At 66.8% G+C, this 17097-nt stretch carries 14 protein-coding genes; 7 read left to right on the top strand and 7 right to left on the bottom strand.

Translation table 11 applies throughout. The features are described from left to right. The first annotated feature begins 50 nt into the window (after window positions 1-50). Window positions 51-1103 carry an FUSC family protein gene (locus tag QRM95_RS01105; RefSeq protein WP_285246078.1) on the top strand — a complete coding sequence of 351 codons (1053 nt, stop codon included), beginning with the start codon at window positions 51-53 and terminating at the stop codon, window positions 1101-1103. A 20-nt stretch (window positions 1104-1123) separates the two neighbouring features. On the opposite strand, the gene QRM95_RS01100 is transcribed toward QRM95_RS01105, so the two are convergent. Genes QRM95_RS01100 through QRM95_RS01090 form a run of 3 tightly spaced genes read right to left on the bottom strand, consistent with a single transcriptional unit; the run spans window position 1124 to window position 4737 of the window. Further along, window positions 1124-2035 (bottom strand): MaoC family dehydratase, encoded by a 912-nt coding sequence (locus QRM95_RS01100; protein ID WP_285246077.1) that lies wholly within the window; start codon window positions 2033-2035, stop codon window positions 1124-1126. Beyond that, window positions 2032-3372: a 3-oxoacyl-ACP reductase gene (locus QRM95_RS01095; RefSeq protein ID WP_285246076.1), complete on the bottom strand. Its 1341-nt coding sequence runs from the start codon at window positions 3370-3372 to the stop codon at window positions 2032-2034. Before QRM95_RS01095 ends, QRM95_RS01100 begins: the two co-directional genes overlap by 4 nt. 9 nt (window positions 3373-3381) lie before the next feature. Further along, a complete protein-coding gene (locus QRM95_RS01090) occupies window positions 3382-4737 on the bottom strand; it encodes an acetyl-CoA C-acetyltransferase (RefSeq protein WP_285246075.1) in 1356 nt (451 codons plus the stop codon). Between the two features lie 61 nt (window positions 4738-4798). Here QRM95_RS01090 and QRM95_RS01085 point away from each other — a divergent pair, with 61 nt between their 5' ends. Both QRM95_RS01085 and QRM95_RS01080 read left to right on the top strand, forming a co-directional pair. Next, window positions 4799-5527 (top strand): TetR/AcrR family transcriptional regulator, encoded by a 729-nt coding sequence (locus tag QRM95_RS01085; protein ID WP_285246074.1) that lies wholly within the window; start codon window positions 4799-4801, stop codon window positions 5525-5527. A 1-nt stretch (window position 5528) separates the two neighbouring features. Then, the gene (locus QRM95_RS01080; RefSeq protein ID WP_285246073.1) at window positions 5529-7643 is read left to right on the top strand and encodes an acyl-CoA dehydrogenase family protein; all 2115 of its coding nucleotides are present in this window, start codon (window positions 5529-5531) and stop codon (window positions 7641-7643) included. Window positions 7644-7736: 93 nt separating this feature from the next. Here QRM95_RS01080 and glgA read toward each other — a convergent pair whose 3' ends face one another. Beyond that, entirely contained in the window at window positions 7737-8942 is a 1206-nt protein-coding gene (gene glgA / locus QRM95_RS01075) for a glycogen synthase (protein WP_285246072.1), read from the bottom strand. A 101-nt stretch (window positions 8943-9043) separates the two neighbouring features. On the opposite strand from glgA, the gene glgC reads away from it, so the two are divergent. The 3 genes from glgC to QRM95_RS01060 all read left to right on the top strand — a co-directional run bounded on the left by glgC (window position 9044) and on the right by QRM95_RS01060 (window position 12484). Beyond that, window positions 9044-10456 carry a glucose-1-phosphate adenylyltransferase gene (glgC, locus tag QRM95_RS01070; RefSeq protein ID WP_133831540.1) on the top strand — a complete coding sequence of 471 codons (1413 nt, stop codon included), beginning with the start codon at window positions 9044-9046 and terminating at the stop codon, window positions 10454-10456. 87 nt (window positions 10457-10543) lie between these two features. After that, a complete protein-coding gene (locus tag QRM95_RS01065) occupies window positions 10544-11995 on the top strand; it encodes an SDR family NAD(P)-dependent oxidoreductase (RefSeq protein ID WP_285246071.1) in 1452 nt (483 codons plus the stop codon). A gap of 18 nt (window positions 11996-12013) precedes the next feature. Then, a complete protein-coding gene (locus tag QRM95_RS01060; RefSeq protein ID WP_285246070.1) occupies window positions 12014-12484 on the top strand; it encodes a pyridoxamine 5'-phosphate oxidase family protein in 471 nt (156 codons plus the stop codon). A gap of 46 nt (window positions 12485-12530) precedes the next feature. Here QRM95_RS01060 and QRM95_RS01055 read toward each other — a convergent pair whose 3' ends face one another. The 3 genes from QRM95_RS01055 to QRM95_RS01045 are packed head-to-tail and all read right to left on the bottom strand — an operon-like array spanning window position 12531 to window position 15922. After that, on the bottom strand, window positions 12531-13382 hold the full coding sequence (locus tag QRM95_RS01055; protein WP_285246069.1) for a transglutaminase family protein: 852 nt from the start codon (window positions 13380-13382) through the stop codon (window positions 12531-12533). Beyond that, the gene (locus QRM95_RS01050; RefSeq protein WP_018761308.1) at window positions 13379-14305 is read right to left on the bottom strand and encodes an alpha-E domain-containing protein; all 927 of its coding nucleotides are present in this window, start codon (window positions 14303-14305) and stop codon (window positions 13379-13381) included. The genes QRM95_RS01055 and QRM95_RS01050 overlap by 4 nt, the downstream gene beginning before the upstream one ends. A 60-nt stretch (window positions 14306-14365) precedes the next feature. Continuing rightward, the gene (locus QRM95_RS01045) at window positions 14366-15922 is read right to left on the bottom strand and encodes a circularly permuted type 2 ATP-grasp protein (RefSeq protein WP_285246068.1); all 1557 of its coding nucleotides are present in this window, start codon (window positions 15920-15922) and stop codon (window positions 14366-14368) included. A 113-nt stretch (window positions 15923-16035) separates the two neighbouring features. On the opposite strand from QRM95_RS01045, the gene QRM95_RS01040 reads away from it, so the two are divergent. Further along, on the top strand, window positions 16036-17094 hold the full coding sequence (locus tag QRM95_RS01040; RefSeq protein ID WP_502934917.1) for a YeiH family protein: 1059 nt from the start codon (window positions 16036-16038) through the stop codon (window positions 17092-17094). Window positions 17095-17097: the final 3 nt, after the last annotated feature.

Raw genomic sequence — 17097 nt, 5'->3', positions numbered from 1 at the left:
CACGACCGGATGCACGGTGGGCTCGGGGGACCCAACTTCTCAAACAATCGGTGGAAGGAATTTCCGCCGCCTTTGCAGCACAACGGCTGCAGCTGGCGGCGAAAGCTGCGCTCGCAGCGGGCCTGGCCTTCACCATCGCTCCGCTGATGCCGGGGGCGGCTTCGCACTACACCTACTACGCGCCGCTGGGCGCCCTCGTTGCCATGTACCGCAACGTCGCGGGCTCGGTGCGGAACGGACTCCAGGCCATCGCAGGTTTGGCGGTGGGGATCGGTTTGGCGTTCATCCTGGTCAGCATTTCCGATCCCTCACCGCTGACGGTGGCTCTCTTCATGGGCGTCGGAGTGCTGTTGGGAGGGCTGCCCGGCATCGGCTCCGGCAGTGACTGGATTCCAACGGCTGCGCTCCTGGTGCTGCTGGTCGGCGGCAGGAACGCCGAGGATTTTTCCTACGGCTACCTCCTGCAAATGGCCGCCGGAGTGGCAGTGGGCATCGCCGTGAACTTCCTGATCTTCCCACCCCTGCACCTGAACGCGGCCGCCACCAGCCTGGCGGAACTCAGGCGCGCCCTTGGCAGGCAACTGACCGACATGGGGGCGGCCCTGACGGAGAAGTGGCCGCCCGAACACGAGGAATGGTCCCGCAGGTCGGAAGAGCTGTCCGACGCGGCAAGGTCGGTGCGCCACCTGGTCAAGGAAGCTGATGCCAGCCGGCGCGCCAACCCGCGGCGAAAGCTGCACCCAAGGGACATCGACCAGGACTACCGCGAGTTGCAGAACCTGGAGCAGGTGACATTCCATATCCAGGACATGACCGATGTTCTATCCGACGTGATCTGGAACAGCGACCTGCCGTACGAGATTCCCCCCGAAGACAACGAACCGCTGGCCCACGCCATCACGGCGACCGGGGAGCTGCTGTCCACCGACGACGAGGGTGAATACAACGGTCGCCACGACCGGTACGCCGCCGCCAAGGCGGCGGTGGAAGCCTGCATGGCCGCCACCACCGCCAGGCAGGCCGAGGAGGGCACCGTACCGGCCTCCGAATCGGTCCTCCTGAGCTTGCACCGCATCCTGCGCGCCGCTCAGCCGAAGGACTGAGCCGGCCGGCGTCTCAGCGCCTAAAGCGCTGAGACAGTGCCGTGGAAGTGGCGCCGCCCCGAGCGTGGGTTCCATGCCACATAGCGCGAATGTTTCCACGCACCGGACGAGGCCTGGTCCGTACTGATCTCCAAAGCCACGCGGCAAGGCAGGAAAACCGGAGCTTCAAACTCCACGTCCCAGCTGAAGGAATCGCCCCGGGCGGGACCGACGTCGGCGAGCGCCCTCGAGGCGAGGTACATCCCGTGGGCGATCGACCGCCGCATCCCCAACGCCTTGGCAGAGAGCACGCTCAGGTGGATTGGATTGAAGTCACCGGACACGGCGGCGTACGCCCGACCGGTATCCACCCCCAAGTGCCACAGGGCCGTCGGCGCCGGAGCAGTGAATTCCGGTTTCGGCGCGGGGGCGGTCGGTTTGTCGATGCCGGGAAGGAACAACCCCTTGGCCAGGTAGGTGGAAACTCCGCGCCAGTGAATGTCCGCTGAGCCAGCGCGTCGCACCTCAGCCACGACGTCCACCTGCGTCCCTGCCCGGTGGCCTCGAAGGTTTTCCACCCTGGCGGTCATGTCAAGCACGTCCGTGAAGACCAGCGGCGTTCTCTGCTCAACGCTGTTGCGCAGGTGGATCATCCCCAGCAGCGGCAGCGGGAAGTCGTCCCGGTTCATGACGCTCATGGCGAGGGGGAAGGCCAGGGCATGGATGAAGCCGGCAGGCAGGACGTCGCTGGCGGTCTCTCCGATCAGGTGCTGATAGGCGGTGAGGTTTCCAACGTCCACGGTGACGCCCCTGACTTCGTGGCTCTCGGCCGGAAGATCAGCGGAGTCATGCGTTCCCAGGAGCCTGCGACGTGCTGCCTGGGCGGCGGCGTTGACGTACAGCTTGGACAGCGAGGGCATCTCCGCCAGGATCACTGGTTGCTGGAGTGTCATGCCCCCACCAGGTTCTGACCGCACACCCTCAGCACCTCCCCGTTGATTCCACCCGCGGCGTCGCTGGCCAGGAAGGCGATGGTTTCCGCCACGTCCGTGGGACGGCCTCCCTGCTGGAGCGAGTTGAGCCTGCGCGCCACTTCACGGACCGCAAAAGGGATCCGCGCGGTCATCTCGGTTTCAATGAACCCGGGCGCGACGGCGTTGATGGTGCCGCCGTTGGCGGCGAGCAGCGGCGCGGTGGCCCGCACCATTCCCATCACGCCGGCTTTTGAGGCGGCGTAGTTGGTTTGGCCCCTGTTGCCGGCCACGCCACTGGTGGAGGCGACTGACACGATCCGCGGTGACGGGCGGAAGTGGTCCGCGGCGAGGAGGGCTTCGTTGATCCGAAGCTGGGCGGCGATGTTGATGTTGATGACCGAGTTCCACCGGGCGTGGTCCATGTTGGCCAGCAGTTTGTCCCGGGTGATCCCGGCATTATGCACCACGATGTCAAGGCGGCCATGACGTTGCGCCGCATGCTCAAGGATCCGCGCTCCGGCGTCGGCGCCGCTGATGTCCAGCTGCAGCGCCGTACCCCTCACCTCGTTGGCCACGGCCGCCAGCTGGTCCCCTGCGGCCGGAATGTCGACCAGGACCAGCGTGGCACCGTCGCGGTGCAGCGTCCGGGCAATCTCGGCGCCGATACCCCTGGCAGCGCCAGTCACCACAGCGACCTTGCCCTCCAGCGGCCTGTCCGTGTTGGCGGGAAGCGCACCGTCCAGCGAAGAGACCTTCAGGAACTGCCCGTCCACGAATGCCGATCGGCTCGAAAGGAAGAACCTGATGGCGCCCAGGGCGCTGGGACTCACGGTGGTGGTGCCGTCCGAGAGGAGGACACCGTTGGCCGTGGCGCCGGCCCGCAGCTCTTTGGCCAGGGAACGCAGGAAACCATCGACTCCCTGGCGGGCAGCCGCTGCCGCTGGGGAAGGAGCGTCGGCTGCGGGCCGGGACACCGTAATGACGCGGCCGCTGGTCCGCAGGTCCCGCAACGAACCTGCTGCGGAGAGTACGGGCTGTTCCAGGTCCGCCGGATGCTCCAGCTCGTCGAGGACCAGGATGATGGCGCCCAGCTTTTCGGCTGGAACTGCATGCCTGCGGACATCGAGGTCCCACGACAACAGTTCTGTGGCGAGGCTGTCCGCCCCAGGACTGCTTCCGACGACGACCACCGGGCCAACGACCAATGGCTGTCCCGGCTGGTAGCGGCGGAGCACTGCGGGCTGCGGGAGTCCGAGCTTCCTGGCCATGTTGCGGCCCGGGCCGCTGTTGACCAACTGGGTGTACGTATCCGTCATGACTTCCCCTTACACCGATTCCAGGATCGCGACGACGCCCTGGCCGCCGGCCGCGCATACAGACACCAGGCCGCGGACGGGCCGGCCCTCCGCGCGCGCCTTGGCGTGCAGCATCTTGGCCAGCGAACCCACGATCCGTCCGCCCGTGGCGGCAAAGGGATGACCAGCCGCCAGTGAAGATCCGTTGACGTTGAGGCGCGAACGGTCGACGCTGCCGAACGCGCCGTCGAGCCCGAGCCGTGCCCGGCAGAATTCCTCGTCCTCCCATGCGGCCAGCGTGCTGAGGACCGTGGCGGCGAAGGCCTCATGGATTTCGAAGAAGTCGAAGTCCGCCAGTGTCAGGTTCTGCCTGGCGAGGAGCCGCGGCACAGCGAAGACCGGGGCCATCAGCAGGCCGTCCTTGCCGTGCACAAAGTCCACCGCTGCCGCTTCGGCGTCCACCACGGCGGCGAGTTTGGGCAGGTCGCGGGCATCGGCCCAGTCGTCGGAGGCAAGAAGGACGGTCGAGGCGCCGTCGGTCAACGGGGTGGAGTTGCCTGCTGTCATGGTGGCGCCGGCGCCCAGGTTCCTGCCGAACACCGGCTTCAGCGATGCCAGTTTTTCCATGGAGGTATCAGCGCGGAGGTTGGCGTCCCTCGTTAGTCCTCGGTAGGGAGTGAGCAGGTCATCGAAGAAGCCTGAATCATAGGCGGCTGCGAGGTTCCGGTGGCTGTTCAGGGCCAGTTCGTCCTGCGCTTCGCGGGAAATCTGCCATTGCGCAGTGGTCAGTGCCTGGTGCTCCCCCATGGACAGGCCGGTTCGCGGTTCCGCGGTACCGGGTGCCAGTGGCGCCAGGTCCTTCGGCCGGAGGCGGCTCAGGATCTGGAGCCGCTGCGGAAGCGACTTGGCGCGGTTGAGGTCGAGGATGATGTCGCGGAGCCCCTCGCTGACCACCACGGGAGCGTCAGAGGCTGAATCCACGCCGCCGGCGATGGCGGAATCGATCTGTCCCAGCTTGATCTTGTTGGCCAGCCCCACCACGGTCTCGAGCCCGGTGGCGCATGCCTGCTGGAGGTCGTACACGGGGGTTTCGGCGGACAGTGCAGACCCCAGGACGGCTTCCCGGGTGAGGTTGAAGTCCCTGGAGTGCTTCAGGACGGCTCCTGCGGCAACTTGCCCGATCCGTTCGTCCTGGAGGCCGAAGCGTGCGATCAGGCCATCAAGGGCCGCGGTCAGCATGTCCTGGTTGGAGGACTTTGCGTAGGCGCCGCCGGCGCGCGCGAAGGGAATCCTGTTGCCGCCCACAATCACCGCCCTGCGCGGCGCGGAAACTGCTGGTCGAACTGATTCGTCAGGTGCTGGCGTGGACTGTCCGTCGATGGACATGGGTGGCTCCTCTGCTCACATGCGGTTACCGATACCCAGCGTACCTGATACGCTGGGTATCGTGAACTTCCACACTTCCAGCCTTCCGCTCACCGTTGAGCTCCCGCCTGCCGCCAGTTCAGACGGCCGCTCGGCACGCTGGCAGAGCCACCGCGAGGAACGCCGCCGGGAGCTGATCAAGCAGGCCCGCAGGGCGGTCCACGCCCTCGGGAGCGATGCGTCCATGGAGGAGATCGCCACGGCAGCCGGGACCTCCAAGTCCGTGTTCTACCGCTACTTCGGGGACAAAGCCGGCCTGCAACAGGCGGTGGGGGAAGTGGTCCTTAGCCAGATGCAGAACCGCATCAAGGAAGCCGCGCAGAGTGCCGTGACGCCGCGGGAAGGCCTGCTCGCGATGGTCTCGGCCTACCTGCAGATGGCGGACACCAGCCCCAGCGTCTATGCATTCGTCACCAGCTACGCCCCCACCGAGCCCACGGGACCCACGTCTCCCGCGACGGCGGCCGGCGCCCTGGGCCACTTCTTCGATGCCATCGCGGACATGATCGCTGCGCCCATGCGCTCCCATCTGGGTGATGTAGGGGAAACCGTCATCGGGTTTTGGCCCCGGGCCGCGATCGGCCTGGTACGGAACGCCGGCGAGCAATGGCTCAGCACACCTGACTCCCCTACCAAGCCCAGCCAGGAAACCATGGCCCGCCACATCACGGCATGGCTGTGTGTTGGCATAGCACCCGAACTCACCCCCGCCCCACCGACCACCAAGTTATCCGCCAAAGAAGGACTGTGACATGACTGACGTAGTGGACCGCACCGCCCGAAAAGGGCTCCGCTCCCCGGCAACCCCGGCAGCCAACCCCGTAGCCGACACCCCTGCACCCGCCGTCGACGTCGCGGCCCTGGGCCGGCAGCTCCTGGGGAAGTGGGCCGATGTCCGGCTCCAGGCCCGGGACCTGGCTGCACGGCCGGAACTGCACAAGGTTGAGGGCCTGACACATACGGACCACCGTGAGCGGGTTTTCGGCCAGCTGCAATACCTCGTGGACAACAACGCCGTCCACCGCGCTTTCCCGGCGGAACTGGGCGGCTCCGACGACCACGGCGGAAACATCGCCGGGTTCGAGGAACTGGTGGTGGCGGACCCTTCCCTGCAGATCAAGGCCGGGGTCCAATGGGGGCTGTTCGGATCGGCCGTCATGCACCTGGGCACGGCTGAACACCACGCCAAGTGGCTGCCGGGCATCATGAGCCTGGCCATCCCCGGCTGCTTCGCCATGACGGAGACGGGCCACGGTTCGGATGTTGCCAGCATCGCCACCACGGCCACCTATGACCCGGATACCGAAGAGTTCATTATCCACACCCCGTTCCGTGCAGCGTGGAAGGACTACATCGGCAACGCTGCCACGGATGGATTGGGAGCAGTGGTGTTCGCCCAGCTTGTCACCAAGGGCGTCAACCACGGCGTCCACGCACTCTATGTAGACCTCCGGGACCCGGACACCAAGGAGTTCCTGCCCGGCATCGGCGGCGAGGATGATGGCATCAAGGGCGGCCTGAACGGGATCGACAACGGCCGCCTGCACTTCACCAACGTCCGCGTCCCGCGCACCAACCTCCTGAACCGGTACGGCAACGTGGACGCCGACGGGACCTATACCTCCCCCATTGCCAGTCCCGGCCGCCGCTTCTTCACGATGCTGGGAACGCTGGTCCAAGGCCGCGTGTCCCTGGACGGCGCTGCCGTTGCCGCGTCCAAGCTGGCGTTGAAGGCGGCCATCCAGTACGCCACCGAACGCCGCCAGTTCAACGCTTCATCCCACACGGACGAGGAAGTCCTGCTGGACTACCAGCGGCACCAGCGGAGGCTCTTCACCCGCCTGGCCACCACCTATGCAGCCGGCTTTGCCCACGAACAGCTGCTGCAGAAGTTCGACGACGTCTTCTCCGGCGCGCATGACACCGACGCGGACCGCCAGGACCTCGAAACCCTGGCCGCGGCACTTAAGCCGCTGAGCACCTGGCACGCGCTGGACACCCTGCAGGAGTGCCGGGAGGCTTGCGGCGGTGCCGGGTTCCTGATCGAGAACCGGTTCGCCTCGCTCCGGGCCGACCTCGACGTCTATGCCACGTTCGAGGGCGACAACACCGTGCTGCTGCAGCTTGTGGCCAAGCGCCTGCTCGCCGACTACGCCAAGGAGTTCCGGAACGTGGACTTCGGCGTGCTGGCCCGCTACGTGGTGAACCAGGCGGCCGGCGCCGCGGTCCACCGCACAGGCCTGCGCCAGGTGGCGCAGTTCGTGGCGGACACCGGGTCGGTCCAGAAGGCTGCGATCGCCCTCCGCGACGAGGAAGGCCAGCGCGCGCTCCTGACCGACAGGGTGCAGACCATGGTGGCCGAGGCCGGTGCTGCGCTCAAGGGCAGCAAGCGGCTCCCGCAGGACAAGGGCGCCGCACTGTTCAACCGGCACCAAAACGAACTCATCGACGCCGCCCAGGCACATGCCGAGCTGCTGCAGTGGGAGGCCTTCACCGAGGCGCTCCAGCAGGTGACCGACCCGGGCACCCGGACGGTACTGACCTGGCTGCGGGACCTCTTCGGCCTGTCACTGATCGAGAAGAACCTGTCCTGGTACCTCATGAACGGCCGCCTCTCCATGCAGCGGGCCCGAACCGTGGGCGGCTACATCAACCGGCTGCTGGAGAAAATCCGTCCCCACGCCGTGGACCTGGTGGACGCCTTCGGCTACGGGGAAGATCACGTCCGCGCCGCCATCGCCACGGGTGCCGAAAAGTTGCGCCAGGACGAGGCCCGTGCGCACTTCCGCAGCGAGCGTGCCAGCGGCCAGGCTCCGGTGGACGAGAAGGTGCTGATCGCGAAGACCGCGGCCGGGCGCAAGGGCTGAGACCCACACGCCGCCCCGCGGGTGACCTAATGACGACGGCGCCACTCCCTTCCACGGGGAGCGGCGCCGTCGTCGTTTCTGCTGCAGGGACGCTCAGCTGGTGGCAGGCAGCACCGAACGGTAGACCTCAAGGGTGGTTTCGGTGATGGATTCCCAGGAGAAGTGCTTTTCGGCACGTTCCCGGCCGGCCTGTCCCATGGCGCGGGCACGCTCGGGATCTGACACCACCTCGGTGAGGGCTGCCGCGAACTCCTTGACGAACTTCTCCGGATCCAGCGGCGTTCCGGTACCGTCGGTCACCTGCTCCAGGTCCACCAGGAGCCCGGTCCTGCCATGCTCCACCACCTCGGGGATGCCGCCGGTGGCGCTGGCCACCACGGCTGCCCCACAGGCCATCGCCTCAAGGTTGACGATCCCGAGGGGTTCGTAGATGGAGGGGCACGCGAACGCTGTGGCGTGGCTGAGCACCTGGATCAGCTCATGGCGCGGCAGCATCCGCTCGATGAGGACAACGCCCGTGCGCTGCTTCTGCAGGTCCTCGATCAGTGCGGCGGTTTCCGCTGCCAGCTCGGGGGTGTCCGCCGCGCCCAGGCACAGGACCAGCTGAACGTCGGCGGGAAGCTTCGCGGCGGCCCGCAGGAGGTAGGGGACGCCCTTTTGCCGCGTGTTTCTTCCCACAAAAACGACGCTTGGTTTGGCTGGATCGATGCCCAGGGCGCGGACGGCGTCGTCATTCTCGTCACGCTGCCACAGCGCAACATCGATGCCGTTGTGGACCACCCGGACCTTCTCCGGGTCCACGTTGGGGTAGCTGCGCAGGATGTCCTGCCGCATGCCCTCCGAAACGGCGATGATGGCGGCCGCAGCTTCGTAAGCCGTCTTCTCCACCCAGGACGAAAGGGCGTAGCCACCGCCGAGTTGCTCAGCCTTCCAAGGACGCAGCGGCTCGAGGCTGTGGGCACTGAGAACGTGCGGAATTCCGTGAAGCAGCGACGCCAGATGCCCCGCCATGTTGGCGTACCAGGTGTGCGAATGGACAACGTCGGCGCCTTGGACATCCGGCACGATGCGGAGGTCCACGCCCAGGGTCTGGACCGCGGCATTGGCCCCGCCGAGGTCCTCCGGTACCTGGTAGGACGTCACCGCCGCCCCGTGGTAGTCAGCGTCCCGCGGCGCCCCGAAAGCACGAACCTGCAGGTCAACATGCTTACTAAGCACCCTGCTCAATTCGGCGACGTGCACCCCGGCGCCACCGTAGATCTCCGGCGGAAACTCTTTAGTCACAATGTCTATACGCACAAGACCCAAGGTAGTCCTTCACGCATAACTGTTCTAGTGTGAAGGAGTCCGGGTGCACCGGACTGTCTTGGGAGTTACGAAGGCGTACAGGAGCGACCACCATGCCGTTAAATAAGAAAGTCCTGGCCATTGTCCTCGCAGGCGGCGAGGGAAACAGGCTGATGCCACTGACGGCAGACCGGGCCAAACCCGCCGTGCCCTTTGCCGGCAGCTACCGCCTTATCGATTTCGCGTTATCCAACCTTGTGAATTCCCGCTACCTGCAGATCGTCGTCCTGACCCAGTACAAGTCGCACAGCCTTGACCGCCACATCTCCGAGACCTGGCGCATGTCCACCCAGTTGGGCAACTACATCGCTTCCGTTCCCGCCCAGCAGCGCGTGGGCAAGAGCTGGTTCCTTGGCAGCGCCAACGCCATCTACCAATCCCTGAACCTCATCCATGACGCCAACCCCGACATCGTCGTCGTGGTCGGCGCGGACCACGTCTACCGCATGGACTTCGCCCAGATGGTGGCCCAGCACGTCCACAGCGGCGCCAAGGCCACGGTCGCGGCCGTCCGGCAGCCGCTGCACATGGCCGATCAGTTCGGCGTCATCGAAGTGGACCAGAACGACTCCCAGAAGATCGCCGCATTCGTCGAAAAGCCGGCCAGCACGCCCGGGCTGGCCGCGGACCCCTCCCAGTTCCTGGCCTCCATGGGCAACTACGTATTCGACGCCGACGCCCTGGTGGCAGCCCTGCATGTGGATGCCGAACGGCTGGACACCAAACACGACATGGGCGGCGACATCATCCCCTACTTCGTCAACCGCGGCGAAGCCGGTGTCTACGACTTCACGCTCAACGACATTCCCGGCTCCACCGACCGTGACCGCACCTACTGGCGCGACGTGGGCACCATCGACTCCTTCTACGATGCCCACATGGACCTCATCTCCCCGATGCCGGTGTTCAACCTCTACAACTCCGAGTGGCCCATCTACACCCGGCAAAGCATCTCGCCGCCCGCGAAGTTCGTCCGGGGCGACAACAACACGGTGGGAACGGCCCTGGACTCGATCGTGGCCAGCGGCGTGGTCATCTCCGGCGGCATCGTTGAAGGCTCCGTCCTTTCCAACGACGTCTACGTGGCCACGAGCGCCAGGATCACGGACTCGGTCCTGATGGACAAGGTTCAGGTTGGAGCGGGCGCCGTGATCAACCGGGCCATCCTGGACAAGAACGTCAAGGTGCCTGCAGGGGCTGCCATCGGCCTGGACCCGGACTTGGACCGGGCGCGTGGTTTCAAGGTCACCGAATCCGGCATCACCGTCCTGGCCAAAGGCCAGCAGGTACCGGAACCCGGCGACGACGAACGGCAGCTGGCCGCCCAACACCTGGGGCTCATGCCAAACGCCGTCAAGGCTGCGGCTGACCAGTACCCCGAGGTCCGCGAGACCGTGGGCAAGGTGGCCGGGACGCACGCGGCCGCCGCGGCGCAGGCCTCACCGGACGGCGCCAGGGTGTCCTGACCTAGTACTGACGGCAAGAGCATGCGGCGCGGGCCGGAGCACCTGGACGGTCCTCCGGCCCGCGCCGTACGCTGTAAAATTTGGCTAATGAGCTCCCCCGATCTGACCCCTGAGGAAATCCAGGCCTGCCTCAAGGTCCTGAATACGATCCACGCGTACGACGAGGAGCACCCCGACTACGTTTCGGTGCGCCGCGCCACCGGCAAGATGTTCAAGGCCGTCAAGCGCCACCGCAGGGTCACCAAGCGCGATTCCATTGCCGAAGCCGACCGGGCAGTCATCGCCCAGACCGCCACCGCTGCCCCGGACCGGATCGACGACGAAACCCGCGGCAACAAACTGGCCCCGTCCGCCACCGGAAACATCGCCGGCCACCTCATCCGGTCACGCCCGTGCTACATCTGCAAGCAGCATTACACCCAGGTGGATGCCTTTTACCATCAGCTCTGCCCCGAATGCGCGGCCTTCAGCCACAGCAAGCGCGACGCACGCACCGACCTCACCGGCCGGCGTGCGCTGCTCACCGGCGGCCGCGCCAAGATCGGGATGTACATCGCCCTCCGCCTGCTCCGGGACGGCGCCCATACCACCATCACCACCCGCTTCCCCAAGGACGCCGCACGCCGGTTCGCCGCCATGGAGGACAGTGCCGACTGGCTGCACCGGCTCCGGATCGTCGGCATCGACCTCCGGGATCCGGCCCAGGTGATGGCATTGACCGATTCGCTGGACGAGGCCGGGCCGCTGGACATCATCATCAACAACGCGGCACAGACCGTCCGCCGGTCAGGGAACGCCTACAAGCCGCTGGTGGATGCCGAGGACGAGCCATTGCCCCCGGCCCTGGAACACGCCAACGGTGGTCCCGAGCTGCTGACCTTCGGCCACGCCCATGACAAGCACCCCCTGGCCCTGGCCGGCAGCGTCACCGAACACCCGGTCCTGGCCGGCGATGCGATCACGTCGTTGGCCCTGTCCACCGGCTCGGCGTCACTGGAACGGATTGCGTCCGGGACGGCCATCGACGCCGGCGGGCTGGTCCCGGACCTGGCCACCATCAACAGCTGGACCCAGGTGGTGGACGAAGTGGATCCTCTGGAAATGCTCGAAGTCCAGCTCTGCAACGTCACGGCCCCGTTCCTGCTGGTCAGCCGCCTTCGCGGGGCCATGAAACGGTCCACAGCGCGACGAAAGTACATCGTGAACGTCTCCGCCATGGAAGGCCAGTTCTCGCGGGCGTACAAGGGGCCGGGACACCCGCACACCAACATGGCCAAGGCAGCGCTGAACATGATGACGCGCACCAGCGCCCAGGAGATGCTGGACACCGACGGGATCCTGATGACCGCCGTGGACACCGGGTGGATCACCGACGAACGTCCCCACTTCACCAAGGTCCGGCTTATGGAGGAAGGCTTCCACGCTCCCCTGGACCTGGTGGACGGCGCCGCCCGCGTCTATGACCCGATCGTCATGGGCGAAAACGGTGTGGACCAGTACGGTGTCTTCCTCAAGGATTACAAGCCCAGCCCCTGGTGATGGGCGTATGCTCACGGCATGAGCAACGAGTCATCTACCCAAGTGGAGAACCTGGAACACCACGATTGCTGGGCATTGCTGCGGACCGTCTCCGTGGGCAGGCTCGCCGTGCTGGCGGACGGGCGGCCGGACATTTTCCCGGTCAACTACACAGTGGACGGCGGCACGCTGGTGTTCCGCACCGGCCAGGGCACCAAGCTCTCCGCAGCTACGGGTGAGGACGCTGCCGTCGCCGTGGAGGCAGACGGCGTGGACCCGGCCACGGGCCTGGCGTGGAGCGTGGTGATCAAGGGGACCGCCGCGCTGGTCACAAGCACCGAAGAGGTGCTCGACACCTCCCGCCTCTACCTTTTCCCTTGGCAGGCGGGACGGAAGGATGCGTTCGTGCGCGTCACCCCGGACTCCATGACCGGGCGCCGCTTCAAGGTCACCGATCCGATGACCTGGTGGACGCAGATCAGCAGTTCGGCCAGGTCAGCTCCGGAATAGGACGACGCCGGCCCTCCCCCGGCCGCGAGGGCCGGGAGCGCCGTGGTCAGGCAAGCTGGGTGATCTCGACGCTCACGTTGAGGGCGGACCCGCCACCGCCGGACAGGATGCCCTTCAGTGGCGGCACGTCGCGGTAGTCGCGGCCCCGCGCCACCGTGACGTGGAAGTCCCCGGCAGGCTTGTGGTTGGTGGGGTCCCAGCTGCGCCAGTCCCCGTCCCACCATTCCAGCCACGCGTGCGACTGCCCGGCGACGGTCTCGCCGATCCCGGCACTGGACCGAGGGTGCAGGTAACCGGAGACATACCGGGCCGGAATGCCGCAGCTCCGCAGCGCACCAATGGCAAGGTGGGCCAGGTCCTGGCAGACACCCTGGCGCTGGCCCCAGGCCTCTTCCGCGTTGGTGGTGACGGCGGTGGAGCCGGACATGTACGTCATTTCGCCCCGCATCCAGGCAAAGACCGCCATGGCCGCCTCGTGCGGGTTCTTGCCGGCCACCACGCCGGGAACGATGCCCAGGACTTCCTCACCGGGGCCGCTCAGCCGGGACTGCGGGAGCCAGTCGCTGAACGTGTTCAGGGTCTCCGGCGACGCAAGCACGTCCCAGCCCACGATGTCCGCGTCGGTGGGGATCTTTTCCGCCCGGTGCACCTCGACGGTGATGTTGGAGACCACCTCGAGGTGCTCATGGGGCATCTGCATGTCAAAGGCCGTCACCCGGGTGCCCCAGTAGTCACGATAGGTGCTGACGGCTGCCTGCGACGGGGACACCTTGACCACGGATTCCAGCACTACCTGCTGGGAGTCCGTCAGCGGCGTCATCCGGGCTTCGTTGTAGGACAGCGTCACCCGCTTGTTGTACTTGTAGGCCGTCCTGTGGACGATGCTCAACCGGGTCATGACACTTCTCCCACCCAGGCAAGTTCGTCCGCCTGATTGAAGTACTTACGGGAAATGGCATCCGAGGCCTGGGACACGGCCTTCTGCACCCGCTCCATGTGCTCGGGCAGTTCGGACATGAGGTCATCCGTCCGGTGGAACTCGAGGAAGGTCCGGGCCTGGCCAACGATGCGACGGGCGTCGTTGATGAAGCCAACCCGCTGCGCGGACGGATCCAGCTTGGCAAGGCACTCGTCGGCGTCGCGCAGCGCGTAGACAATCGACCGCGGGAACAACCGGTCCAGGAGTAGGAACTCGGCCGCGTGCTGGTCGCCGAACGCTGCCCGCCGGGTCCGCAGGAACGATTCGTAGGCCCCGGCGCAGCGGAGCATGTTAACCCAGGACATGCCCGCAGAGAGGACGTCTCGGGTGGACAGCATCCGGGCCGTCATGTCGGCGCGTTCCAGGGAGCGGCCCAGGACCAGGAAGAGCCAGCTTTCGTCGTGGCTGACCGTGGTGTCGGCCAGGCCGCTGACCATGGCCGTCCGCTCGAGGGTCCAGTTGCAGAAGCGGTAGGTGCCGACCACATCCTTGCGGTGCTGGCTGAGCCCGTAGTATGTCGTGTTCAGGCTCTCCCACAAACCGGACGAGACTGTTTCCCGGGCACGGCGGGCGTTCTCCCGGGCTGCCCCGAGGGACCCGGCGATGGACGTGGCGCTTGTCTTGTCGTAGGCCAGGGCGTGCAGCAGTTCGGGCAGGCCAAAGTCTTCGCTTTGCGGCCGGGCTCCCATCACCGCCAGGAGTTCCTGGGCAACGCTGCGTCGTTCCTCCATGGGGAGGTGGTTCAGGCGTTCCAGGTGCACGTCGAGGATGCGGGCGGTGCCGTCCGCCCGCTCCACATAGCGGCCGATCCAAAACAAGGACTCGGCAATTCGGCTAAGCATTCGCGGCTACCTCCTGCGCGTCCGGAACGTTGAAAGAAAAATGCGCGACGGCGGCGCGGCTCACTGCTGCTGCTCCGACTGGCGGTCCCGCCAGTTGCTTTCCACGGGCCACACGGAGACCCGTTCGCGGACCGTGACCGACTGGCGGGGAACAGTTTCCACCGGCATCTGTGGCGAATCTGCCAGGACCCAGGTGTCCTTGGATCCGCCACCCTGGCTTGAATTGACGATCAGGGACCCTTCCTTCAGCGCCACCCGGGTGAGCCCGCCGGGGAGCACCCAGACATTCTCGCCGTCGTTCACGGCAAAGGGCCTCAGGTCCACGTGCCGGGGGCCGAATTTGTCCCCGCCGAGGGTGGGAACAGTGGATAGCTGCAGCACGGGCTGGGCGATCCAGCCGCGCGGATCCGCGATGATCCGCTGGCGGAGGGCGTCCAGTTCATCGTTGGAAGCGTCCGGGCCGATGACCAGGCCCTTGCCGCCGGACCCGTCCACCGGTTTGACCACCAGTTCGGCAAGGTTGTCCAGGGTGTACTCCCTGGCCTCCTTCTCCTCGAGGCGGAAGGTGTCCACGTTCGCGATGATGGGTTCCTCGCTGAGGTAGTAGCGGATCAGGTCAGGGACGTAACTGTAAACCAGTTTGTCGTCCGCCACGCCATTGCCCACGGCATTGGCAATGGTGACCCCGCCGGCGCGGGCGGCGTTGACCAGGCCGGGGCAGCCGAGCATGGAATCGGAGCGGAACTGCAGCGGGTCCAGGAAGTCGTCGTCGATCCGCTTGTAGATGACATCCACGCGCTGTTCGCCCGCGGTGGTGCGCATGTACACGCGGTTGCCGCGGCAGATGAGGTCCCGGCCTTCCACGAGTTCCACGCCCATGAGCCCGGCCAGGAGCGTGTGTTCGAAGTAGGCGCTGTTGAACACGCCGGGGGTAAGGACGACGACGGTGGGATCGTCGACGCCCGCCGGTGCAGTCTTGCGCAGGGCCGAGAGGAGCCGGCGGGGATACTCCTCGACGGGCCTGATGAGCTGCTGGCCGAAGGCTTCGGGCAGGCCCTTGGCCATCGCACGCCGGTTCTCCAACACATAGCTCACGCCGGAGGGAACACGGACGTTGTCCTCCAGGACACGGAACGTGCCGGCGGCGTCGCGGACGACGTCGATGCCGGAAATGTGGACCCGGACCCCGCCGGCCGGTTCAAAGCCGTGGACCTGGCGGTGGAAGTGTGCACTGGTGGTCACGAGCTGGCGCGGGATGACGCCGTCGGAGACCACCGTCATCTTGTCGTAGACGTCGTTCAGGAACGCCTCGAGGGCGCGCACGCGCTGGGCGACGCCTCGTTCCAGGACGCTCCACTCGGCGGCGGGGATGACACGGGGAACGATGTCCAGCGGAAAGGGCCGTTCCTCGCCCGCGTAGTCGAACGTGACACCGCGGTCCAGGAAGGTGCGGGCCATCGAGTCAGCGCGTGCACTCACGTCCGCCAGCGAAAGCTTCCGGAGGGCGTCCGCCACCTGCCCGTACGAGTCCCTGGCCTGCTGGCCGGGGGCGAACATCTCGTCGTAGGCCCCGATGCGGCCCGCGGCCTCGGAGTAATCCTGGAATAGGTCTGACATGTCCAATAGCCAACCATCTTTTTGTTTCGAATTCATTACTGCCATCCATTCTGGCGTGTTGGCACAGATGGCCCGGTTCGTACTTTACGGGCCTCTTCGGGCACAGTAGGTGAGTGCCAGACAGCAGAAGCCTCCCAGCGCCGGGCCACGGCGGTTCCCGGCGCCCGCTGGTGCGGCTCATCGCAGGCCTCCTGACCGCGGCAGCCGCCGTTGCCGCCGCGTTTCTCGTGCACGGACTGGTTCCGGCCCTGCCGGCCATGACCGTTGCCGTTGTCCTGGGCGTCCTCGCCGCCAACCTGCCGGGATCGGGAGCGTGGACGGCGGGCCGTGCCAGGCCCGGGCTGGACTTCGCCGGCAAGCACCTGATGCGCGGCGGGATCGTGCTCCTGGGCCTGAAGGTGAGCGTCATGGATGTCCTGGGCCTGGGCTGGCCGGCGCTGGTCCTGATCGTGGGTGTCGTGGCTGCCAGCTTCGGCGGGACCTACGCGATCTCCCGACTGTTCCGCCTGCCGCCGGTGACAGCGCTGCTGGTGGCCACCGGGTTCTCCATCTGCGGCGCCTCGGCAATCGGCGCCATGGCCGCCGTCCGCCGCATCCGGCATGCGGATACGGTCCTGCCGGTTGCCTTGGTGACCCTTTGCGGGACCCTGGCCATCGGTGTCCTTCCGCTGCTGTCCCATCCGCTGGGGCTTTCCGCGGCCGTCTTCGGCGCCTGGACGGGTGCCTCGGTGCACGACGTCGGCCAGGTAGTGGCCACGGCGCAAACCGCCGGCACCGCGGCACTGGCGATCGCCGTCGTCGTCAAGCTCACCCGTGTCCTGCTGCTGGCCCCGGTTGCCGCGCTGGCCGGTGCGCACCACCGCCGCGGTGCCCGGCCCCCGGCCGAGCCGGACGGTTCCACCGCGAAAAGGCCGCCGCTGGTGCCGTTGTTTGTCCTGGGGTTCGTTGCCATGGTGGCGCTGCGGTCAACGGGCTGGCTGGCTCCCGGCTGGCTCGAGGCCGGGGCCACCCTGCAGGACATCCTCCTGGGCGCGGCCTTGTTCGGGCTCGGCTCTGCGGTGCGGATCCGCACCCTGCTGCATACAGGCGGGCCGGCGTTGCTCGCGGCCCTCGCCTCCTGGCTCCTGATTGCCGTGCTGGGCCTGGCGGCCGCCTTCGTGATCGCGGGCTGAGTC

This window comes from Pseudarthrobacter sp. efr-133-R2A-89 (assembly GCF_030209315.1).
In the GTDB taxonomy this organism is placed as follows: Bacteria; Actinomycetota; Actinomycetes; order Actinomycetales; family Micrococcaceae; genus Arthrobacter.
This window is presented reverse-complemented; position numbering and strand designations above follow the sequence as displayed.